This is a genomic window from Sphingomonas glacialis (assembly GCF_006439055.1).
GTDB classification, from domain to species: Bacteria; Pseudomonadota; Alphaproteobacteria; order Sphingomonadales; family Sphingomonadaceae; genus Sphingomonas; species Sphingomonas glacialis_A.
In genome coordinates, this window is the sequence record NZ_RCZC01000002.1 from 1,458,763 (window position 1) to 1,475,047 (window position 16,285).

Sequence of the window (16,285 nt, forward strand, 5' to 3'; positions counted from 1 at the left end):
GCCGCGCCCCGCCGTCGAACGAACGGCTACTTATCGCCGATCGCCACCTGATAGCAGACCGGCCCTTTCCACCCCGCATTGCCAAAATACGACAGTCTTCATCTGCCCGACCCAACCGAACCTCAGGCAAGACTGCCCTCGTCGGCATGGCGGCCGCCCTTACCGGCCAAGCATCAATTGTCAGGAGCAGTCGCAACCATGCGCTGCCCGGCCTGCTTTTGCCCTAGCCCCATCGTCCGAGCCGCCATCCATTCCGGCACGTGCCAGCTGGCGGGTAAATTGCGCGCAATTGCCCCCGGCACGACCGCCATCAGCAGCATCCCGCCGATCGCACCGCCCGCAGCCGCGCGCCACACCCGCTGCCACTGACGATCAGCCGCCTGGCCACGGTGGACGATGCCATCGATGCGCCCGATCGAGCGCGAGAGCGTATCCCGGGCATCGCTTAACAGTGCCCGGTCCTCTGCCCGAGCATCGACACTCGCCTTGACGATCGCGGTCGTCAGCGAGGCGGGCGACAATCGGGCCGCCGGACTCTGCTCGAGCCGTTCGATGCCGCTAGCGGCGTCCGCCAGCTCCTTTGCGATCTGCGACAAAGTGACGCTGTAATCGGGTATTCGCTCGCGCGCGGCAGTCAGGCCCTCAAGCGCTGCGCGGGTGAGGCTGACCTCGCCGCGCAGCGCTGCAAAAGCGCGCGCAATGTCATCGTCCGGGGCGTTTTGAGCGGGTTCCTGGGTCATGAAACGAGCTTACAACCCCAGTCCGCGACCACGCGAGAGGGCGGGATGATGGAGGAGCTCATGGGACAACGATCCGCCTGATCGACCACCGATTCCTAGCTCCTGGACCCGGTTTCGCAACAGCGACTCGAGTTGCGGGTCGCGGTGCAGCGCGTTCGCCATCTCGGACATGCTTTCCTTGATCCGGTAAGTCGTGTCGTAATCTCCGCTGCGGCTGAGCGCCTGAAGCTGCCGGGTTCCCTGCTGCCAGTCAGCTACGAAGCGGTCGGCACGCGTTCCCAAATCGACGCGGATCTCCGCCTCCAACGCCATCGCCCGAATCGCCGCCGCCGTTTTACCGGCGACGGCCTGCTGCATCAGTGTGGGGTTGCCCTCCATCGCACGGCCAAGATCCTGCGACGCGTGCGGTCGCACAGCGTCGAGCGCGGCGCGCGCATCGGCAAAGGCGTTCTTCTGATGCGGCAGTTCAGGAAGATTGGCCTCGCGCATTCGTAGGAGATCGGCCGCTGTGCGCGCGTAGCGCTCCACTGCCTTGTCGAGCGGCGATGGCGGCGGTGCCAGCTCAGGGGCCGGTGTGATCGTGATGCCGGAAAAGCGGCTACGAGGCGCGGGTGCCGGCGGCGATGGCGGCAGATGCAGGTCCAGATCGCCGAGCTTCAACCGCAGGCCGGCGAACCGGTCGCGCACTTTCTCCGGTACGGACTTAACGATCTCCACAATGCGCTCGCGGATCTTAATTCCGCGCCGCTCGGCGAAGCCCTGCTCAGGCGAGACGTCACGACCATAGTCGCTCGCCATATCCTTGGCGCGCTCGCGCGATAGCGTGCGAACCAGCTTGCCCTGATCAGCGAAGTCATCCTTGCCGTAATGCAGGTCCATCCCCTCGCGGTGCCGCGAAAGCGCGACATAAGACGCGTGGCTATCCATGCCCGGCGTGGCGAGCACATGCGTACGGTCGACCGTCATCCCCTGCGCCTTGTGGATCGTCGCGGCGTAGCCGTGATCGACCTGCGAATAGTCCTTCGTGTCGAACGCGACCGATAGGCCGTTGTCGAGCTGCACCACCATCCGCGCACGGCTGACGTTTTCGACGGTACCGAGCGTGCCATTCTTCACGCCTAGGTCGCGCTCATTCTTGAGAAACATCACGCGGTCGCCGGGCGCGAAGTCGCGCGAGCCACGCTCAGTCGCGATGGTAACGTCCTCGCCGAACTGGCCCGCCGTACGCAGCCGCTCGCGTGCGGCTTCATTGAGCGCCTGCACATCATCGCGGGTGTGGGTGAGGATGATCCGCGACAGGTCGGGATTGGCGATCCGGTCGCGATCCCAGCGATCGACCAGCGCTTCGCGCGCGTCGTCACGCGACGCCGCTTCGTGAACGCTGTCATGTTGGTCATAGGCATGGATCGCTTCGCCGGTTCGGCCCGTTGCGAGGTGCCGCGTCGCGTCGCGTTGCCAATCCTGCTGCTGGCGCCGGATGTCGGTAATCTCGACCGCACCGTGACGCTCGGCGACCGAGCGGAACGCCGCGCCCGCCTCGATCGACTGAAGCTGCTCGGGATCGCCGACCAGAACGATCTTGGCTCCACGCTTTTCGGCTTCGCTGACCACGCGTTCCATCTGGCGCGTGCCGATCATCCCGGCCTCGTCGATCACCAGCACCGAGTTCTGGTCGAGCAGCTCGCGGCCCTGATCCCACTGATGTTCCATGCTCGCGATCGTGCGCGACGCGATACCAGATCCGCTTTCCAGATTCTCAGCGGCAATGCCGGACAGTGCGGCGCCGTGAACGTCGTAGCCGGCGCTCTCCCAGGCCTCGCGCGCAACGCCCAGCATCGCGGACTTGCCGGTGCCGGCATAGCCGACGACGACGCTCAGACCGTCACCGCGCGTGACGTGGTCCAGTGCAGATCGCTGCTCGTCCGACAGGACCAACCCAGCGCGTTCGGCTTCAGCAATCGCACGCTCGCGATCCTGCTCGCGCACGCCGTGACGTTCGCGCTCGGCCATCATCTGGGTCGCGCGCTCGAGCTGCTGCTCGGTGTGGATCATGTCACGGCTGGTGAAACGATCTTCGCCCTTCCCGTCCTTGCCGAGTGCGACGAGGTCGGGCGAGCCGCGCACCGCGCCCATCGCCTGGTCGAACTGATCCTGTCCGTCGCTGTGGCGGTGGATGAACATGGCGAGATCACGGTTGGTGAAGGTCGCTTGGTTCCGGGTGATTGCATCGAGCGCGATGCCGGGGTTGGCGATGATCTTGTCGCCATTGGCGCGTGCGATCTCGTAATGCTCTTCGAGCCGTTCGGTCTCGATGCCCGCCGCCTCCATGCGCGCGGCAGCGGGACCGATCTTGTTCTGCGGTTCGAGCTCGATCCCCTGCGCCTCGAACGAGCGGTGATCGATCTGCGCATCGATATCGAGTTCGACGAACCGCTGGTTCGCATGCTCGGCCCAGCGCTCGCGCCACTTCTCCAATAAATCGGTGCGGTTCCAGTCGCGGTTCTTCTGCCCGAACCCGTCTTCGTTCACTTCGCGCATCGTCAGCATGACGTGGGCATGCGGCTTGGCCAGCCCGTCGGCGCCGATGTCCCAATGCACGTTGAGATCGGCGACCATGCCGTGATCGACAAACTCGTCGCGGACGAAGTCGCGCGCGAGCGCGATGCCGTCCTCCTTCGACAGTTCGCGCGGAATGGCGAACTCGATCTCGCGGGCGAGCTGCGCGTCCATGCGCTTCTCGGCTGCCTCGACGTCGTTCCAGAGCTGCTCGCGATCAGACCATGCGTCGGGCGCGCCGTCGGGCAGCATCACTTCGGAATGCACGACGCCGCTCTTATTGGAGAAGTCGTGATGGCGATCGAGCCGCTGATCGTAGAGCCGCGAGGCGGAGCGATAGGCGGCGGCCGCGAGCGCGCTGGAGCCGCTGCCGCGCGAGATGACCTTTGCCGAGAAATGGTAGATCGCCATGACGGCAATCCACTTACACCTCAAAGCGCACGTCGGCACGACGTATAAGCGCGCCCTCAAAAGATTTCATCTTTCTCGGGACTGGGCAATCCCAAGAGATTTCAGGATATTGTGCCTGATCGACGCACCCGATAACTGGTTCGTCCTCACACCGCAATGAGGACGATCCGATGCGCAAACCCCGGGACTTTGATGCAGAACTGAAGACGCTGAGCGACAAAGCAAGGCAACTCAAGGAGCAGCGGCTGCGCCAGCTCGGTGAGCTCGTGATCGCCACCAGCGCCGATGCGCTTCCGCTCGAGCAGTTGGCCGGCGCGTTGCTTGCCGCGGTAGAGGCGGAAGACAAGACGACGAAGGAGGGTTGGCGGCGGAGCGGTGCCGCCTTCTTTCAGGTCGCACGCAAAGCTGGCGGCGGCGCTCGCGGCAGTTCGCGCCGCGAGCGGGCGGACCGTGGCGGCGCGCCATCGGCTACAGGCGAGGATCGCGCGTGACGACAGCCGGGCATGGGCGGTGAAGCGTCGCGAACGAACGCGTCAACTGATCGAGCTCGGTGGTCTAATTGCCAAGGCTGGTCTGATCGAGCTGACCGATGACGATCGCGCGGTGATCTTCGGCCTGCTGCTGGGAGGCGTCGCGAAGTTGCAGAGCGAACGCCGCGATGAGACGGTCACGCTCTGGCGACGCCGCGGCAAGCGCGCCTTCGAGCTTGCCGCCGATGCAGACACATCCGGATAAGGGGGCGATGAACAACGACTTTCAAGCCACGATCACCGCCACGATCGCGCGTGCGCCCGAGTGGATTCGGCAGGAACTGCTATCGAAGGAAAAGGCCACGCGTGCCCGGGCAGAGGAAGCGCTCGCTGCAATGATCGCCGTCGCGCTACAGCAGACCGACGGCGATATGTTAGGGCGCTAAGCGGCGGCCTTCTGTTCGAGCGCCGCGATGCGTTCCGAACAGATCGCGTGAACAACGCGACCCAGTTCATCGACCTGCTCGCCAAGCCAGAAAAGCTCTTCCTCGCTAATCTGATAGTGCTTCGAGTAGCGCGCTTTCACGTAGGCTTCCCGAAGCTTTTCGAACATCGCCCGCTGCTTGTGATTGTCGCGTGGCCAGACGTGGGTCAGCCTTCGGTCGATGCGCTCTGCCTGCGTGCGCAGGAATCCCAGATTGTGGACGTGCGGAGTGTAGAAGGTCGCGACTAAAAGTACGCAATGATAGAGCTGCTCGGTCGCCTGATGCAGCAAAAACGCGGATCGCTTAAAGCGTCCCTTGCCGATGAGATGATCAGCGCTCTCCTTGAAGTCGGCTGCGGCTGGATAAAACTCCTCGAAATATTCCTTGGCCATGCACAACGCCTGCTCCGGCGTCTTGGGCTTGGGCTCGTGAAGTTCGCTATCTTCGCTCTGGTAAAGCGCGATGCCGTCCTTCGCGACGTCCATGAAAAAGTAGCGGCCGTGGGCCAGCCCGTCGTTCACCTCGCCCAAGGTGTGGACGATGAAATTGACCGGTGTGCGCAACGTCTTGGTGACCGACAGCTCGCGGATCAGCCGGTCGTCGAGCTTTGACCAATATTCGACCCGGTCGGTCAGGCGCTTATCGTTGACGATGATCAGCAGATCGAAGTCGGATTGATAGCCCTTGGCGGTATGGGGCTCGTCGACCCAGCCGCCGCGCGCATAGCTGCCGTACAAAATGACCTTCTGGATGCGGCCCTTCTTCTTCCACGGGTGCGTGGACAGCGCAAAGGCATCCTCGAACTCCTCGAAGATGATCTGCACGACACGCTCCAGCTCGCGCTGCTTGGCTGCCGGCAAATGATCGAGCTCGGATTTCATGGTGTCATCCTAACCTGATGGAGGCGCTGCGCCAACATCGCCCGGCATGCGTTGGACGATGTTGGCGCTTGGTTCACGGGAACCACCGCTGACATTGCGCATTCCACCAGCGCCGCCATGGCGTGCGCTCGTCGCCGTCCATGAAGCGCGACAGCCGCAGCAGCGCTTTCGCCATGTGTCGTTCGACCTGCCGAATGCTCAGCCCCGTTGCCCCGGCGATCTCGAAGTAGCTCGCGCCATCCAACCGATGGGCGAGGAACACCTCGCGCGTCATGCGCGGAAGCGACAGCATGGCGCGCTCCATCGTTGCCAGCTGTTCGGGAGGAACTGGCCCTTGCCATTCGCCTTTGTCGCGCTCGGTCGAGCGCGCCTTCACATCTTCGCGGTCGCCGGTCATGCTGCAGACTCCAGCCAGGGGTCGGCGATGCTTCCGTCATGGAAGGCGAGCAGGTAATCCGCAGCCTTGCTCGCGGCGCTCGCCGCGCGGAAGATCGCCTTCTCGTCCCCGCGCAACACCGCCAGCCAGCTGCCGATATAGTCCGCATGCCGCACGGTCGGCCGGATCGACAGCGACGCACAGGCGAACGCGCTGGCCATCTCCGCGACCAGCTCCTCACGGGCATAATCGCCACTGCCGAAACTGCCACGCTGTTCGCGATCCAAGCGGCTCTTGTGCCCGGTCCAATGGCCAAGCTCATGCAACGCCGTACGATACCAATTGATTGGTTCGCCGAATGCGCCCTGCGGCGGTACCGCGACGTAATCGCGACCGGGGGAATAATAGGCTTCGACGCCACCGATCCGGAAGTCGGCGCCGCTCGCGTCGATCAGCGCCTGCACCTGCGGCAGGATATCCGTCTCCACCGACATATCCGGCACGCCGGCCAGCGCTTCGGGCAGGCCCTCGCACTGATCGACGTTGAACACAGTGAAGCGCTTGAGAAAAGCAATCTGCCGCGCATCGCGGTCCTCGTCCTGCGCCCGCGCCTGCTCGCCTTTGGGTATGAAGCGATCGGCATAGCAAACAGTCGTCCCCCGCTCGCCCTTGCGGACGTTGCCGCCGGCCGCCTGCGCCTGTCGATAGGTCAGCCAGCGCTGCGACTGATAGCCGCCGTCGATCACGGCTGCCCACAGGATCAGCACGTTGATTCCGGAATAGCGCCGCCCGGTCCCGGCGTTGTGCGGCATCGAACACCCGCACGCCGCCCCGTCCCAGGGCTGCACCCAAGGCAGCCGGCCCGCTTCCAGCTCGGCAATCACGCGCGACGTCACCTCGGCATAGAGGCTCGCCCGGTTGGTATCGGTCCTGTCCTTCATCTTCCTCACTCCAGACCACCGCAACCGGCGCCGGAATGGCGGGGTGGGCGGCAGGAGCGGACCGACAGTCCTGCCGGCAGAGGCGGGCCGCACCCGCAGGGCCGAAACGAAGTGTAGGAGCCGGCGCAGCCGGCTTGCGGCCCGCCGCGGCGGGACTACAGGGCAGCGACGCCCACCCCGCTATTCTACGTGCCGGAGGCACAACGCCGCCGCGTGCAGCGCGGCGACCGCAGCAACTGCAGCGCGCGAGCGCTGCCCGGCTCCCGCCGGGAGCCCACCACAAGCCCTCTCGAATCCGGACGGCCGGCGCGGCGGCGTGCGCGCGGGCCTGTAAGCCAGCCGCCGCCATGCCCTCCGATCGGATCGAGCGGGCCACGCGGAAACGAAAGCGCGCGACCTCTGGCGGCTTCGCAGAAGTCCGCCAGTGTGCGCTCGATTGATCCTCGCGTTCCGTTTCGCCCGGCACCCGCCGGCCCTCCGCGTCAGTCGATCGTCATCCGCAGGACCGGGACGCGAAGCGGCACGGCAACGCGCCAGCGGCGTAGAGCACAGTCCCGCGCAAGCGGGAGACGCCTTACCTCGAGACAACGAAATGCTGATCAGACGTCTCGCCCTATCAGGCCGCTCAGCCGTTCCAAGCCTATCCGCGCCCAACAGCGCCATTGCCGGGTAGACCAGACCCGTCGCACATTATCGCAGTTGTCGAGTGTGAGACCAAGACGTTCCCCGCCGGGGGGGGGGGGGCGACATTTCCGGCTCCCCGGACACGGCCGCTCCCCCGGTGTCAGCGACGTGCATAGAAGAACTGTCGAAGCCCATTCCAGACCAGGAGATCTTCGATGCCCGAAAACCACGAAAGCTTCGTAAGGCTGCCTGCTGTCCTGAAGCGGACCAGCCTTAGCCGTTCTACCCTCTATCGGAAAATGGACCAGGGCACCTTCCCGCGACAGGTCAAGATCGGCGAGCGATGCGCTGCCTGGCGCCAATCCGACATCGACGAGTGGGCACACAATCCGATGTTCTACGAACAGGCGCGAGACTGATCGTCGAACGGCCGGACCGCGGAGCCAGAACCCTGTGCTTCGAGGCTAGCCGACCAGGACCTCGTCGAGCCTGGCGCGCTGCTCCTCGAACTTTCCGATCTGTTCCGCCTGCAGGCGCTGGAGATTCTGCAACTTCCACTGCACGGCCGGGAGCTGGCTTGCGTCGGTCGGTAGCGAAAGCTGCGACCAGTCCGGCTCCCGCGCAAAAAACGAGCGAAGGAAGGCCGTCGGCGAGGCCTCGCGAACGCGGGTCTGAATGTCCGCGACGAGTTTCGCCCGGATGCCAAGCAAGGTCTCGAGGGGCACCGGTTCGATCGTCATGCTGCTGAACTCGCCCAAATAGGCGGCGTCCAGGTCGAGCAAATGCGGGGCGAGCAGCTCGTGCGGCGGCCGGTTGTGGCTGACCAGATAGACGAGGAATGCCTTGAAAATATCCTCGGTAACGCCCTCGTTGTCGTAGAGGTGGAGGATATCGAAGAGATCGCGCGGATGCTGGCAAGTGACTCCCCTCGACCCGCCACCGGCAGATATACGAGATCCATGTCGACCGAGAGCCGCGGCAGATCCCGGACAAACAAATTGATGGCGGTGCCGCCTTTGAGCGCAAAGATCTCCTCCCGAACAATTTCGGGGATCGTTCGTACGAGAAGGGTTACCTGTGCGGCATAGATCTCTGTCGACATCAGCTAGCCCTCGGCGCCCCTTCGTGTTTCTCTGACCTAGGCACTGTTATCAGATACTCAGAATCGAGCTTCCCGCCCGGAATGATCTGGCGTTTGCCCGAGCCGATGTCGATATCACCAGTCTGCAGCCGCCGGGCCCAGGCGTGGCGGTGCTGCCCGGAGAAATAGAGGAACAGCCGCTTGGCCTTCACGCTGCGGCATTCCAGCAGCAGGGCTTCCATCAGCTTCGGCCTGAGTGTCGTCAGGCCTTCGAACTGCTCGGCGCCGTGTTGAAAGCTCACCTTTTTCGGGACCTCTTCTAAGGTCTCAAGGATGGCACGCTCCAGGCTCGCCACACTTAAATGTTGTCGATGCGGAACGGTTGAACCAGCCGACGTTGCCACCGGACCCAGTGCGCCCATCACCAGATCGAGCGCGCGGCTTTCCACGCCGAGGTCCGGGTCGGCATTACCGAATAGCTTGCGCGACCTGACATCGATATCAGCGTCGAGATCGAGGCGACGAAGATAGGAGCGCACGGCTGGCGAGTCGGTGTAGAGCCAGATCCGCCTCCGACCGAGCGGCGCATATTGCCAATAACCGGCCAGTTCGAGCGCGGACATTCCGCCGACATGCAAAGGCGCGGCCATCATTTGGAGAGAAAGCATCGCAATCTCCCATCGCACCGGCTTGCCGATTTCGCGTTCGGGGCGCCGATAGAGACGCGATCCGACCCGCTCCAGCCAGCCGCGCCGGACGTAGTCCCGAATGGACGACGCACCAAGCCCTAGGCCCGAAAGCCAAGCTGCATCGACCACGTACCGCTCGGGCAGTTCATGCAGCAGTCGGTTTAAAAGGGATGCTCTTCTCACAGGCATGACGCATATTATGCCCGATATTTAAACTTATCACGAGAAGTGGTTTATAAGCAGCGTATTTCTAGGGTCATGCGCGCAATAAGATGATCAGACATAAATCGTATTTGCTCGAACCGATGCTTGAGGCCGGCGCTCATGCGCGGCTGCAGCCGACATCGACAGCCACGTCGCGCTCTCCTGTATCGGTCACCGATCGCCAGCGTGGCAAATCCGGCTTGCTGACGATCGATCTGAGCAAGTGCCATGTCATCATTCGGCCAAATTAGCAGGGTCGGGTGGAAACCGGAATGGCCGCTTACAGGCGCTGAAGTGGGGTGAGCGGCCTTTCGTTCATACTCTCCGACCCGGCAGCTAAGCGGCCGAATTTCGGACATTCCCGGCAATCCCTCGCGGCCCCAGTAGCGGACGTCACCTAACCGCCCAGCGCACGGCAATTCGGGCATCAATAGCAGCCGTATCGGTTATGCGCGACGAGCATATCAACTCCAGGCTCGATCAGCGAGCCGCGCAGCTGCCCCGGCGAACACGGAAAGGTCAGCAGTCCGAAGTCGCTTTCGGTCAGATGATGCACTGCCTTGGTCTCCGGCGGGATGCCGTGCTGAGGTCGATAGAGCCAAGACCTGGGCGGGCCGATCGCCATACCGCGCTCGTCCCCCAGGAGATCGGCTATGCCGAGTTCGATTACCTCTGCGGGTGGCTCAAAGCCGGTCGTCTCGAGATCAAGGACACGAAAGCGCATTTCGGTTTCAATCTCTCACCGGCATCATCGCGCAGCCAATTAGATTGCAAAATCGCAGCTTCGGCGAAACAATTTTTCCGATAGGTCGATACCGCTGCGATTGCCCGCTTATGCGGAACCATAAAATACTTTTGCAGTCTTTGGCCTCTCGCCGGTGGGCGGTAAAATCCTCGAAACTGATGACATTGAATGTTGCAGCGTTGCCGCACATGCTGACATGCTCGGCGCACTAGGGGGGATGGCATGGACGTAGTTTTTGGGCTGTGGGCCGACGGCGGCGCATGCCCCGATCATGGCGGCGGCGAACATGGCGCGTTGGGACAACCGGTCGTCGGACCGCGCGGACTCATCGACATCATCGAAACCATGCTCGGCAATGGCGGGCCGCCCAGCGCGCAGGTGGTGCGCATTGCGCGACTGCAGGCCTACCTTGCGGGCCTAGACGGCGAGTTCTTCTGGTCTAAGTCCTTTGCGCTCGACCCTTGGTCGAGCGCGCGCACCTTGCTTAGCTGGCGCGATGAACTTGTCGGCCTTGGCTGGCGCGATGATGCGACCTGGACCAGCCCGCGTCTGGCGGACCTGGCGACGTTATCGCACGCAGCCCGTGACCTTCCTGACAGTCTGAGCGATCGTATTGTCGGAATATTGCAGTCCCTTGAGGCAGCGACGCGCCCGCCAATCGCGCGCGTTCGCCTGATCGACCAGCGTAAGATGTGCCCAAAGCCCTTGCGCCGACTCTTGTCGCGGCTTGAGCAGATCGGGTGCCAGATTGAGGAGATCGCACTGGCGCCGGCGCCACCCACAACACGCTCGCTGGGACAGTTGCAACGCTGGATGCAGGGCGCGGCGGACGACCTGACCCGTACCGATGACAGTGTCACCGTCGCGACGGCGGCAAGCGCCACGCTTGCTGCCGAAACCGTTGGTCAGTGGATTGCTGGACAGGACGCGGACGGCTTCGCGCTGATTGCGCAAGGGGGTGATACGGACCTTCTCGATCACGGACTGGTCGCGTCCGGGCAGCCGCGCGCAGGCCGCAGCGCGCAGTCGGTCCACCGCGGCTCACTCCAGTTACTCCTGCTGGCATTCACCTCGGCCTGGGCTCCCTTCGATGCGCGCGCGATGATGGAATTGCTGGTTCTTCCAAATCCGCCGATCTCCCGCCGTGCCGCATGGCGGCTTGCTGCTGCGCTGGAGCAAGCGCCAGGCCGCGGAGGCGAGGCCTGGCGTGACGCGTGGGATGCGATCGAGGCTGAGGAAAACATACGGGCAGCAGAGGACAGCGACGCTCTGAAGAAAATCGCGCCCCGTCTCGCACGGTGGCGGCGTTGGGCCGAGCCTAAACTGGCGGATCCCACGGCGGGCATGCCGGTCGAGCAGGCGCTGGAGTTGTGCGATGCCGTCGCGCAATGGGCAGGGCAACGCTACGCCTTGGCGGATGATATGTTGGCGGCGGCAACCGCCACGCTTGCCAACGAGGTTCGGGCTGCCTTGGCTGCGCTTGGGCGCGAGCGACTTCCCCGTTTGTTGGTGGAACGCATCATCGAACAGGCGCTCGATGACGGGCAGCCCAACCCGATGGCGCAGGCCGAAGCAGCTGGCTGGCGCGCCGTAACGCATCCGGGCGCGGTCTGGGCCCCCACTCCCGCAGTCGTGTGGTGGAACTTCAGTGCGACGAGTGACGGCACCGGGCGCTCCCCCTGGAGCGAGAGCGAGCGCACCGAACTTGCAGCAGCGGGCTGCGCGGCTGATCCCATCGATTTGCCGGCGCGCGCGGTCAGTGCTGCGTGGGAGCGCGCCGTGATGCATGCCCGCGACCATCTGCTGCTGATCAGCGCCGGGCCAGATTGCGCGAGCGATGAAGCCAGCCATCCGCTGGCGCATCGTCTCAAACCGGCGCTCGATACCCTTGCTACTCGTATCGCGCTGGAGACAGCGCTCGCCCGGCCAGAAATTGAGCTTGCCGGGCATTCGCTTTCGCGTTTGGCGATCGCGCCCAGCGCCTTGCCGGCCGCGCGGCTGCAGTGGCCGACCCCGCCAAAATTTGCCGAGCGATTGGTCGATCATCAGGATTCGGCGACATCGCTTGAAGCCTTGTTGTCGTGCCAATTGATGTGGGCGCTGCGCCATGTCGCCAATCTGCGCCCGGGCCGCGTCCGCGCGATCCCCGATGGCAACCAGCTATTGGGAAACCTGGCACACGCGTTGGCGCGCACAATCTTCACACCGGGGCCGCCTCCCGACCCGGCAGCGGCTGAGACCACGGCGACTGAATTGCTCGATGCCCATATCGACGAACTTGCGGCACCGCTGCGCCAGCCTGAGCTGGCAGAAGAGTTGAACCTCGCGCGGCGGCGATTACCGCGCGCGATGGCAAGCTTGGCACGCTGCCTTCAGGACAATGGGTTGCTGGTGGAGGCTACCGAGCAACAGGTCAGTGGCACGTTCGAAACGCTGCTGGCGCTGCGCGGCGCGGTCGATCTCGTCGCACGCGATCCCGCCGGTAATGCCGTGATTGTCGATCTCAAGTGGACACGGAGCGACAAGAACCGCGTCGACGAGCTGGAAAGCGGTCGGGCCGTTCAAATCGCAACCTATGGCGCGTTGGTCGCCGGCGACGCGCCCTATCGTGCCGGCTATTTTCTGCTCAACCAGCAGCAATTCGCAACGCTGGCTGGCGAAGGGCTTATCGGCCGCGAGGTTGCCGCCCAGCGGGACTTTGGCGAAACATGGGCGGCCATCCTCAGCTCGTGGCAGAGCTGGCGCACCGCGGCTGATAACGGGCAACTGCTGTCAACAGGCGTGCCGGGGGCGGCCGACCTCGCGCCGCTCGACATTGCGTTGGTGCGCGAAGTGCGGTGCGAATGGTGCGATTATGCCACGCTATGCCGCGTGCGAGGCCTGTCATGACGGAGAATGCCGTGCTCAACCCAGTCAACACGATCGTTGCGAGCGCCGGGACCGGCAAGACCTACCGGCTGGTCGAGGATATCGCGGCGGCAGTAATCGCCGGCATGCCCCCGCACCGTGTTCTCGCAACGACGTTCACTAAGAAAGCCGCGGCCGAGCTCGCCGGGCGGGTGCGCGCGCGGCTGATCAGCGCCGGTCATCCTCAGCTCGGCGCCGCCATGCTGTCGGCGCGGATCGGCACCGTTAATTCGGTCTGCGGCACCCTCATCGCTGAATTTGCCTTTGAGATGGGTTTTGCGCCTGTCGCCGACGTCATCGCCGAGGATCAGCAAGCTGCAATCTTCGCGCGCGCCGCTGGCCCGGTTATTGAGGCGCATGGCCGGGCGATTAGTGACATTGCCGAGCGCCTCGGAATCCCCGCGCGGAGCTACGCGGGCCAAGGGCGCAAGGTCAGCGGCTGGCACGATGAGGTGTTTCGCATTGTCGATCTGGCGCGCTCCAACGGTATCGCCGCCGACCGCCTTGCGCTGAGCGCGGCGCGATCGAGTGCGGGCCTGCTTGCGCTCTTTCCAGAGCCCACGCGCACTGCGCAGGATCTGGACAATGCACTCAAAGCGGCGCTGCAAACCTGCATCGCCCAGATCAACCAAACACGCGACAGTTTGAAGGCAGGCACGGTCAAGGAAATACTGACGGTCGAGAAAGCGCTCCGGGCCCTCGACAATGGCGACGCGCTTGCTTGGGCCGACTGGGCCCGGCTCACAAAGGTCGGGTCGATCAAGGCGGACGCGGCGCTGTTCACTGACGTCCTGGCAGCCGCAGTCGAACATCCATCGCATCCACGGCTGCGCGACGACATCGACCAATATATCCGCCTCATGTTCGAATGCGCGCGCGAGGCAATGGCCGCCTACGACGCCTATAAGCGAGCGCGCGGCCTCGTCGACTTCGTCGATCAGGAGATGCTCGCCCTGGACATCGTGCGTGCGCCGCAAAACGCCGAGCGCCTCAAGGAATTGATTGGCGCGGTCTTCGTCGACGAGTATCAGGATTCGAGCCCGATCCAGATCGCGATCTTCTCTGCGCTTGCGCGCGTCGCGGGGGCGAACCTGTGGGTGGGCGACCCGAAACAGTCGATCTACGGGTTTCGCGACGCCGATCCCGCGCTCACATCGACGGCTGCGGCCGCGATCACCGCGGCCAGTGATGGCACCGTCAATTTTCTCCGTCGATCGTACCGAACGCGTCCGCAACTCGCCACTTTCGTCAACGCCGCGATCACGCCCAACATGCTGCGCGCCGGCATGACCGTCGACGAAATCGCTTTCGATGGTTGCGAACGACCTGAACTGGAAGGCACGCCGGCTGCCCTGTCGGTGTGGTCGGTTGCCGGCAAAAATAAGAACGATCGCGCTGCGCTGCTGGCGGCTCGCGTCGCCGGGTTGCTCGACGAAGCGACCACCTGGCCAGTAACCAATAAGGATAATACCACGCGGCCGGCGCATGGCGGCGATATCGCCATACTGTGCCGCGGCAATGCGCAGGTGATCGATCTCGCTGTCGCGCTGGCGCAGCACGGGGTCAAGGTTGCGGTCGACCAACCCGGGCTGATCGACCAGCCGGAGATCGAGCTGATCTTGGCGGCGTTTCGCTGGATCGCGGATTCCAGCGACAGCCTCGCTTTGGCCGAACTTGCGCGATTGTCCTCGGATGACGATTTGTGGTTCGAACATGTGTTCGAGGGCGATGCTCGCGACAAGCTTGCTGACGCCTTGCCGTTTGCCACTGCGCTCGGCGCAATCAGAGAACGAGCTGCGAGCTATACACCAGCCGAGGTGCTCGACGCCGTTCTCCATGTCGATACGCTGATGGCAAGCCTGCTGCGCTGGGGAGATGCCGAGCGCCGGCTCCAGAATATCGAAGCACTGCGCGGCTTGATGATCCTGTACCAGGATGAGCAGCGCAGCGAGCGGCAAGCAGCGACGCTCGCGGGTGCCAGTGCGTGGCTGGCCGAGCGCGGCGATGCACGCCAGCCGCCAAGCCGCGATCCGCAGGCGGTCAATATCCTGACCTATCATGCCGCCAAGGGACTGGAGTGGCCAATCGTCATTCTCGCGGCACTCGACGACCCAGCCAAGGCTTGGCCGTTCGGCGTATCTGCGGAAGATGAGACCCCACCCCATTGGGCAGATCCGCTGGCCGCACGCATCCTCAGTTACTGGCCGTGGCCGTACGGCGAACAGCGCGCCAAGGTGCATCTCGACGAGGCCGCAGCGCAGTCGCCGCAAGGTGCGGATGCCATGCGGGATGAGCGGCTCGAACGTGTGCGCTTGCTGTACGTCGGACTGACTCGCGCACGCGATCATCTTGCGCTCGCGGTCACCAGCGATAAGCAGCCGTGGCTTTGCGAGCTCACCGGCGATGACGACGCACCGCTCATTGCCGCTCAGGCCGGCATGCCGCTCAGCGTCGCGGGCACGGCGATACCGACGCGCGATCAGCCAACCCCTGCCACGATAGCCGAAACGCCGCCGGCTCCGCCCACCGAATATGCGCGTGTGCCGGTCGCCCCGGTTGACCATCTGCCGCTACGCGTGCGTCCCAGCGCGACGCGTTTCGATGGCCTGACCGTCAAGCTGACACTAGGCGAGCGACTTGGTCCGCGCTTTGCGCTGACCGGCGATCCGGACCTTCAGCTGCTCGGGGAAGCGGTGCATCGTTTTCTCGCCGCCGACAATGTTACAGCGGCGCCGGATGTGCGCTTGAAGCGCGCTGGCGCCATGCTGGCGCGGTGGGGCGCGCCGCAGCTGCGCGGCGAGGATCTGGTTGAGATATCCAACCGGCTGCACGCGTTTATCACGCGGCAATTTCCTGACGGCACCCGGCATGACGAATGGCCGGTGCACGCGCTTGAAAATGGCCAGGTTATCGCCGGCCGCCTCGACCTGTTGATCGATCTTGGCGACGGCTATGCCATCATCGACCACAAAAGCTTTCCAGGCTCTATGGCGGTCGACAGCGATCGGTTGCGCGCCTTCGCCGGGCAGGTCGAACTCTATGCGCGCGCGCTCGGCCAGATCACGGGTCGCACGCGCTTCGAATATTGGCTGCATCAGCCCGTCAGCGGCATGATGTCGCGCGTTGAATTTTGATGCGTTAAGGGGCGCCCGCGTAGCGAACGCCCCTTTTTTTA

At 64.1% G+C, this 16,285-nt stretch carries 15 protein-coding genes; 6 read left to right on the forward strand and 9 right to left on the reverse strand.

Annotated elements, in window-relative coordinates; genetic code table 11:
* Positions 1-173: 173 nt before the first annotated feature.
* On the reverse strand, positions 174-740 hold the full coding sequence (locus EAH76_RS10760) for a DUF6118 family protein (RefSeq protein ID WP_140850177.1): 567 nt from the start codon (positions 738-740) through the stop codon (positions 174-176).
* Between the two features lie 9 nt (positions 741-749).
* Positions 750-3,707: a Ti-type conjugative transfer relaxase TraA gene (gene traA, locus EAH76_RS10765; RefSeq protein ID WP_140850178.1), complete on the reverse strand. Its 2,958-nt coding sequence runs from the start codon at positions 3,705-3,707 to the stop codon at positions 750-752.
* Between the two features lie 170 nt (positions 3,708-3,877).
* Between traA and EAH76_RS10770 the strand changes: the two genes are divergently transcribed.
* Genes EAH76_RS10770 through EAH76_RS24095 form a run of 3 tightly spaced genes read left to right on the forward strand, consistent with a single transcriptional unit; the run spans position 3,878 to position 4,623 of the window.
* Positions 3,878-4,198, forward strand: a complete 321-nt coding sequence (locus tag EAH76_RS10770; protein WP_140850179.1) for a conjugal transfer protein TraD — start codon at positions 3,878-3,880, stop codon at positions 4,196-4,198.
* 19 nt (positions 4,199-4,217) lie between these two features.
* Complete coding sequence (locus EAH76_RS10775) at positions 4,218-4,442, forward strand: conjugal transfer protein TraD (protein ID WP_140850180.1); 225 nt, start codon at positions 4,218-4,220, stop codon at positions 4,440-4,442.
* Positions 4,423-4,623 (forward strand): DUF6771 family protein, encoded by a 201-nt coding sequence (locus EAH76_RS24095; RefSeq protein WP_140850181.1) that lies wholly within the window; start codon positions 4,423-4,425, stop codon positions 4,621-4,623. Before EAH76_RS10775 ends, EAH76_RS24095 begins: the two co-directional genes overlap by 20 nt.
* Here the strand turns inward: EAH76_RS24095 and EAH76_RS10785 are convergent.
* The 3 genes from EAH76_RS10785 to EAH76_RS10795 all read right to left on the reverse strand — a co-directional run bounded on the left by EAH76_RS10785 (position 4,620) and on the right by EAH76_RS10795 (position 6,860).
* The gene (locus EAH76_RS10785) at positions 4,620-5,543 is read right to left on the reverse strand and encodes a nucleotidyltransferase and HEPN domain-containing protein (RefSeq protein ID WP_140850182.1); all 924 of its coding nucleotides are present in this window, start codon (positions 5,541-5,543) and stop codon (positions 4,620-4,622) included. The genes EAH76_RS24095 and EAH76_RS10785 overlap by 4 nt on opposite strands.
* 73 nt (positions 5,544-5,616) lie before the next feature.
* A complete protein-coding gene (locus EAH76_RS10790; protein WP_140850183.1) occupies positions 5,617-5,940 on the reverse strand; it encodes a sigma factor-like helix-turn-helix DNA-binding protein in 324 nt (107 codons plus the stop codon).
* On the reverse strand, positions 5,937-6,860 hold the full coding sequence (locus tag EAH76_RS10795; RefSeq protein ID WP_140850184.1) for an ArdC family protein: 924 nt from the start codon (positions 6,858-6,860) through the stop codon (positions 5,937-5,939). Before EAH76_RS10795 ends, EAH76_RS10790 begins: the two co-directional genes overlap by 4 nt.
* Positions 6,861-7,699: 839 nt before the next feature.
* Between EAH76_RS10795 and EAH76_RS10800 the strand changes: the two genes are divergently transcribed.
* Positions 7,700-7,903, forward strand: a complete 204-nt coding sequence (locus EAH76_RS10800; protein WP_140850185.1) for a helix-turn-helix transcriptional regulator — start codon at positions 7,700-7,702, stop codon at positions 7,901-7,903.
* Between the two features lie 45 nt (positions 7,904-7,948).
* On the opposite strand, the gene EAH76_RS24485 is transcribed toward EAH76_RS10800, so the two are convergent.
* The 4 genes from EAH76_RS24485 to EAH76_RS10815 form a co-directional block, all read right to left on the reverse strand.
* Positions 7,949-8,335, reverse strand: a complete 387-nt coding sequence (locus tag EAH76_RS24485; RefSeq protein WP_241659668.1) for a hypothetical protein — start codon at positions 8,333-8,335, stop codon at positions 7,949-7,951.
* Complete coding sequence (locus tag EAH76_RS24490; RefSeq protein ID WP_241659634.1) at positions 8,221-8,586, reverse strand: nucleotidyl transferase AbiEii/AbiGii toxin family protein; 366 nt, start codon at positions 8,584-8,586, stop codon at positions 8,221-8,223. The genes EAH76_RS24485 and EAH76_RS24490 overlap by 115 nt, the downstream gene beginning before the upstream one ends.
* A complete protein-coding gene (locus EAH76_RS10810; protein WP_140850186.1) occupies positions 8,586-9,443 on the reverse strand; it encodes a type IV toxin-antitoxin system AbiEi family antitoxin domain-containing protein in 858 nt (285 codons plus the stop codon). The genes EAH76_RS24490 and EAH76_RS10810 overlap by 1 nt, the downstream gene beginning before the upstream one ends.
* Before the next feature lie 442 nt (positions 9,444-9,885).
* Positions 9,886-10,182, reverse strand: coding sequence for an exonuclease domain-containing protein (locus EAH76_RS10815; protein ID WP_140850187.1), 297 nt, complete (start codon positions 10,180-10,182; stop codon positions 9,886-9,888).
* A 243-nt stretch (positions 10,183-10,425) separates the two neighbouring features.
* On the opposite strand from EAH76_RS10815, the gene EAH76_RS10820 reads away from it, so the two are divergent.
* Entirely contained in the window at positions 10,426-13,092 is a 2,667-nt protein-coding gene (locus EAH76_RS10820; protein WP_140850188.1) for a PD-(D/E)XK nuclease family protein, read from the forward strand.
* A complete protein-coding gene (locus EAH76_RS10825) occupies positions 13,089-16,244 on the forward strand; it encodes a UvrD-helicase domain-containing protein (RefSeq protein ID WP_161989018.1) in 3,156 nt (1,051 codons plus the stop codon). Before EAH76_RS10820 ends, EAH76_RS10825 begins: the two co-directional genes overlap by 4 nt.
* The last annotated feature ends 41 nt before the right edge of the window (positions 16,245-16,285 follow it).

Coding starts and splice junctions, on each gene's coding strand:
- EAH76_RS10815 (WP_140850187.1), bottom strand. CDS start 10,182: ATGCGCTTTCGTGTCCTTGATCTCGAGACGACCGGCTTTGAGCCACCC.
- EAH76_RS24490 (WP_241659634.1), bottom strand. CDS start 8,586: ATGTCGACAGAGATCTATGCCGCACAGGTAACCCTTCTCGTACGAACG.
- EAH76_RS10790 (WP_140850183.1), bottom strand. CDS start 5,940: ATGACCGGCGACCGCGAAGATGTGAAGGCGCGCTCGACCGAGCGCGAC.
- EAH76_RS10820 (WP_140850188.1), top strand. CDS start 10,426: ATGGACGTAGTTTTTGGGCTGTGGGCCGACGGCGGCGCATGCCCCGAT.
- EAH76_RS24095 (WP_140850181.1), top strand. CDS start 4,423: ATGCAGACACATCCGGATAAGGGGGCGATGAACAACGACTTTCAAGCC.
- traA (WP_140850178.1), bottom strand. CDS start 3,707: ATGGCGATCTACCATTTCTCGGCAAAGGTCATCTCGCGCGGCAGCGGC.
- EAH76_RS10810 (WP_140850186.1), bottom strand. CDS start 9,443: ATGCCTGTGAGAAGAGCATCCCTTTTAAACCGACTGCTGCATGAACTG.
- EAH76_RS10760 (WP_140850177.1), bottom strand. CDS start 740: ATGACCCAGGAACCCGCTCAAAACGCCCCGGACGATGACATTGCGCGC.
- EAH76_RS10770 (WP_140850179.1), top strand. CDS start 3,878: ATGCGCAAACCCCGGGACTTTGATGCAGAACTGAAGACGCTGAGCGAC.
- EAH76_RS10825 (WP_161989018.1), top strand. CDS start 13,089: ATGACGGAGAATGCCGTGCTCAACCCAGTCAACACGATCGTTGCGAGC.
- EAH76_RS10800 (WP_140850185.1), top strand. CDS start 7,700: ATGCCCGAAAACCACGAAAGCTTCGTAAGGCTGCCTGCTGTCCTGAAG.
- EAH76_RS10785 (WP_140850182.1), bottom strand. CDS start 5,543: ATGAAATCCGAGCTCGATCATTTGCCGGCAGCCAAGCAGCGCGAGCTG.
- EAH76_RS10795 (WP_140850184.1), bottom strand. CDS start 6,860: ATGAAGGACAGGACCGATACCAACCGGGCGAGCCTCTATGCCGAGGTG.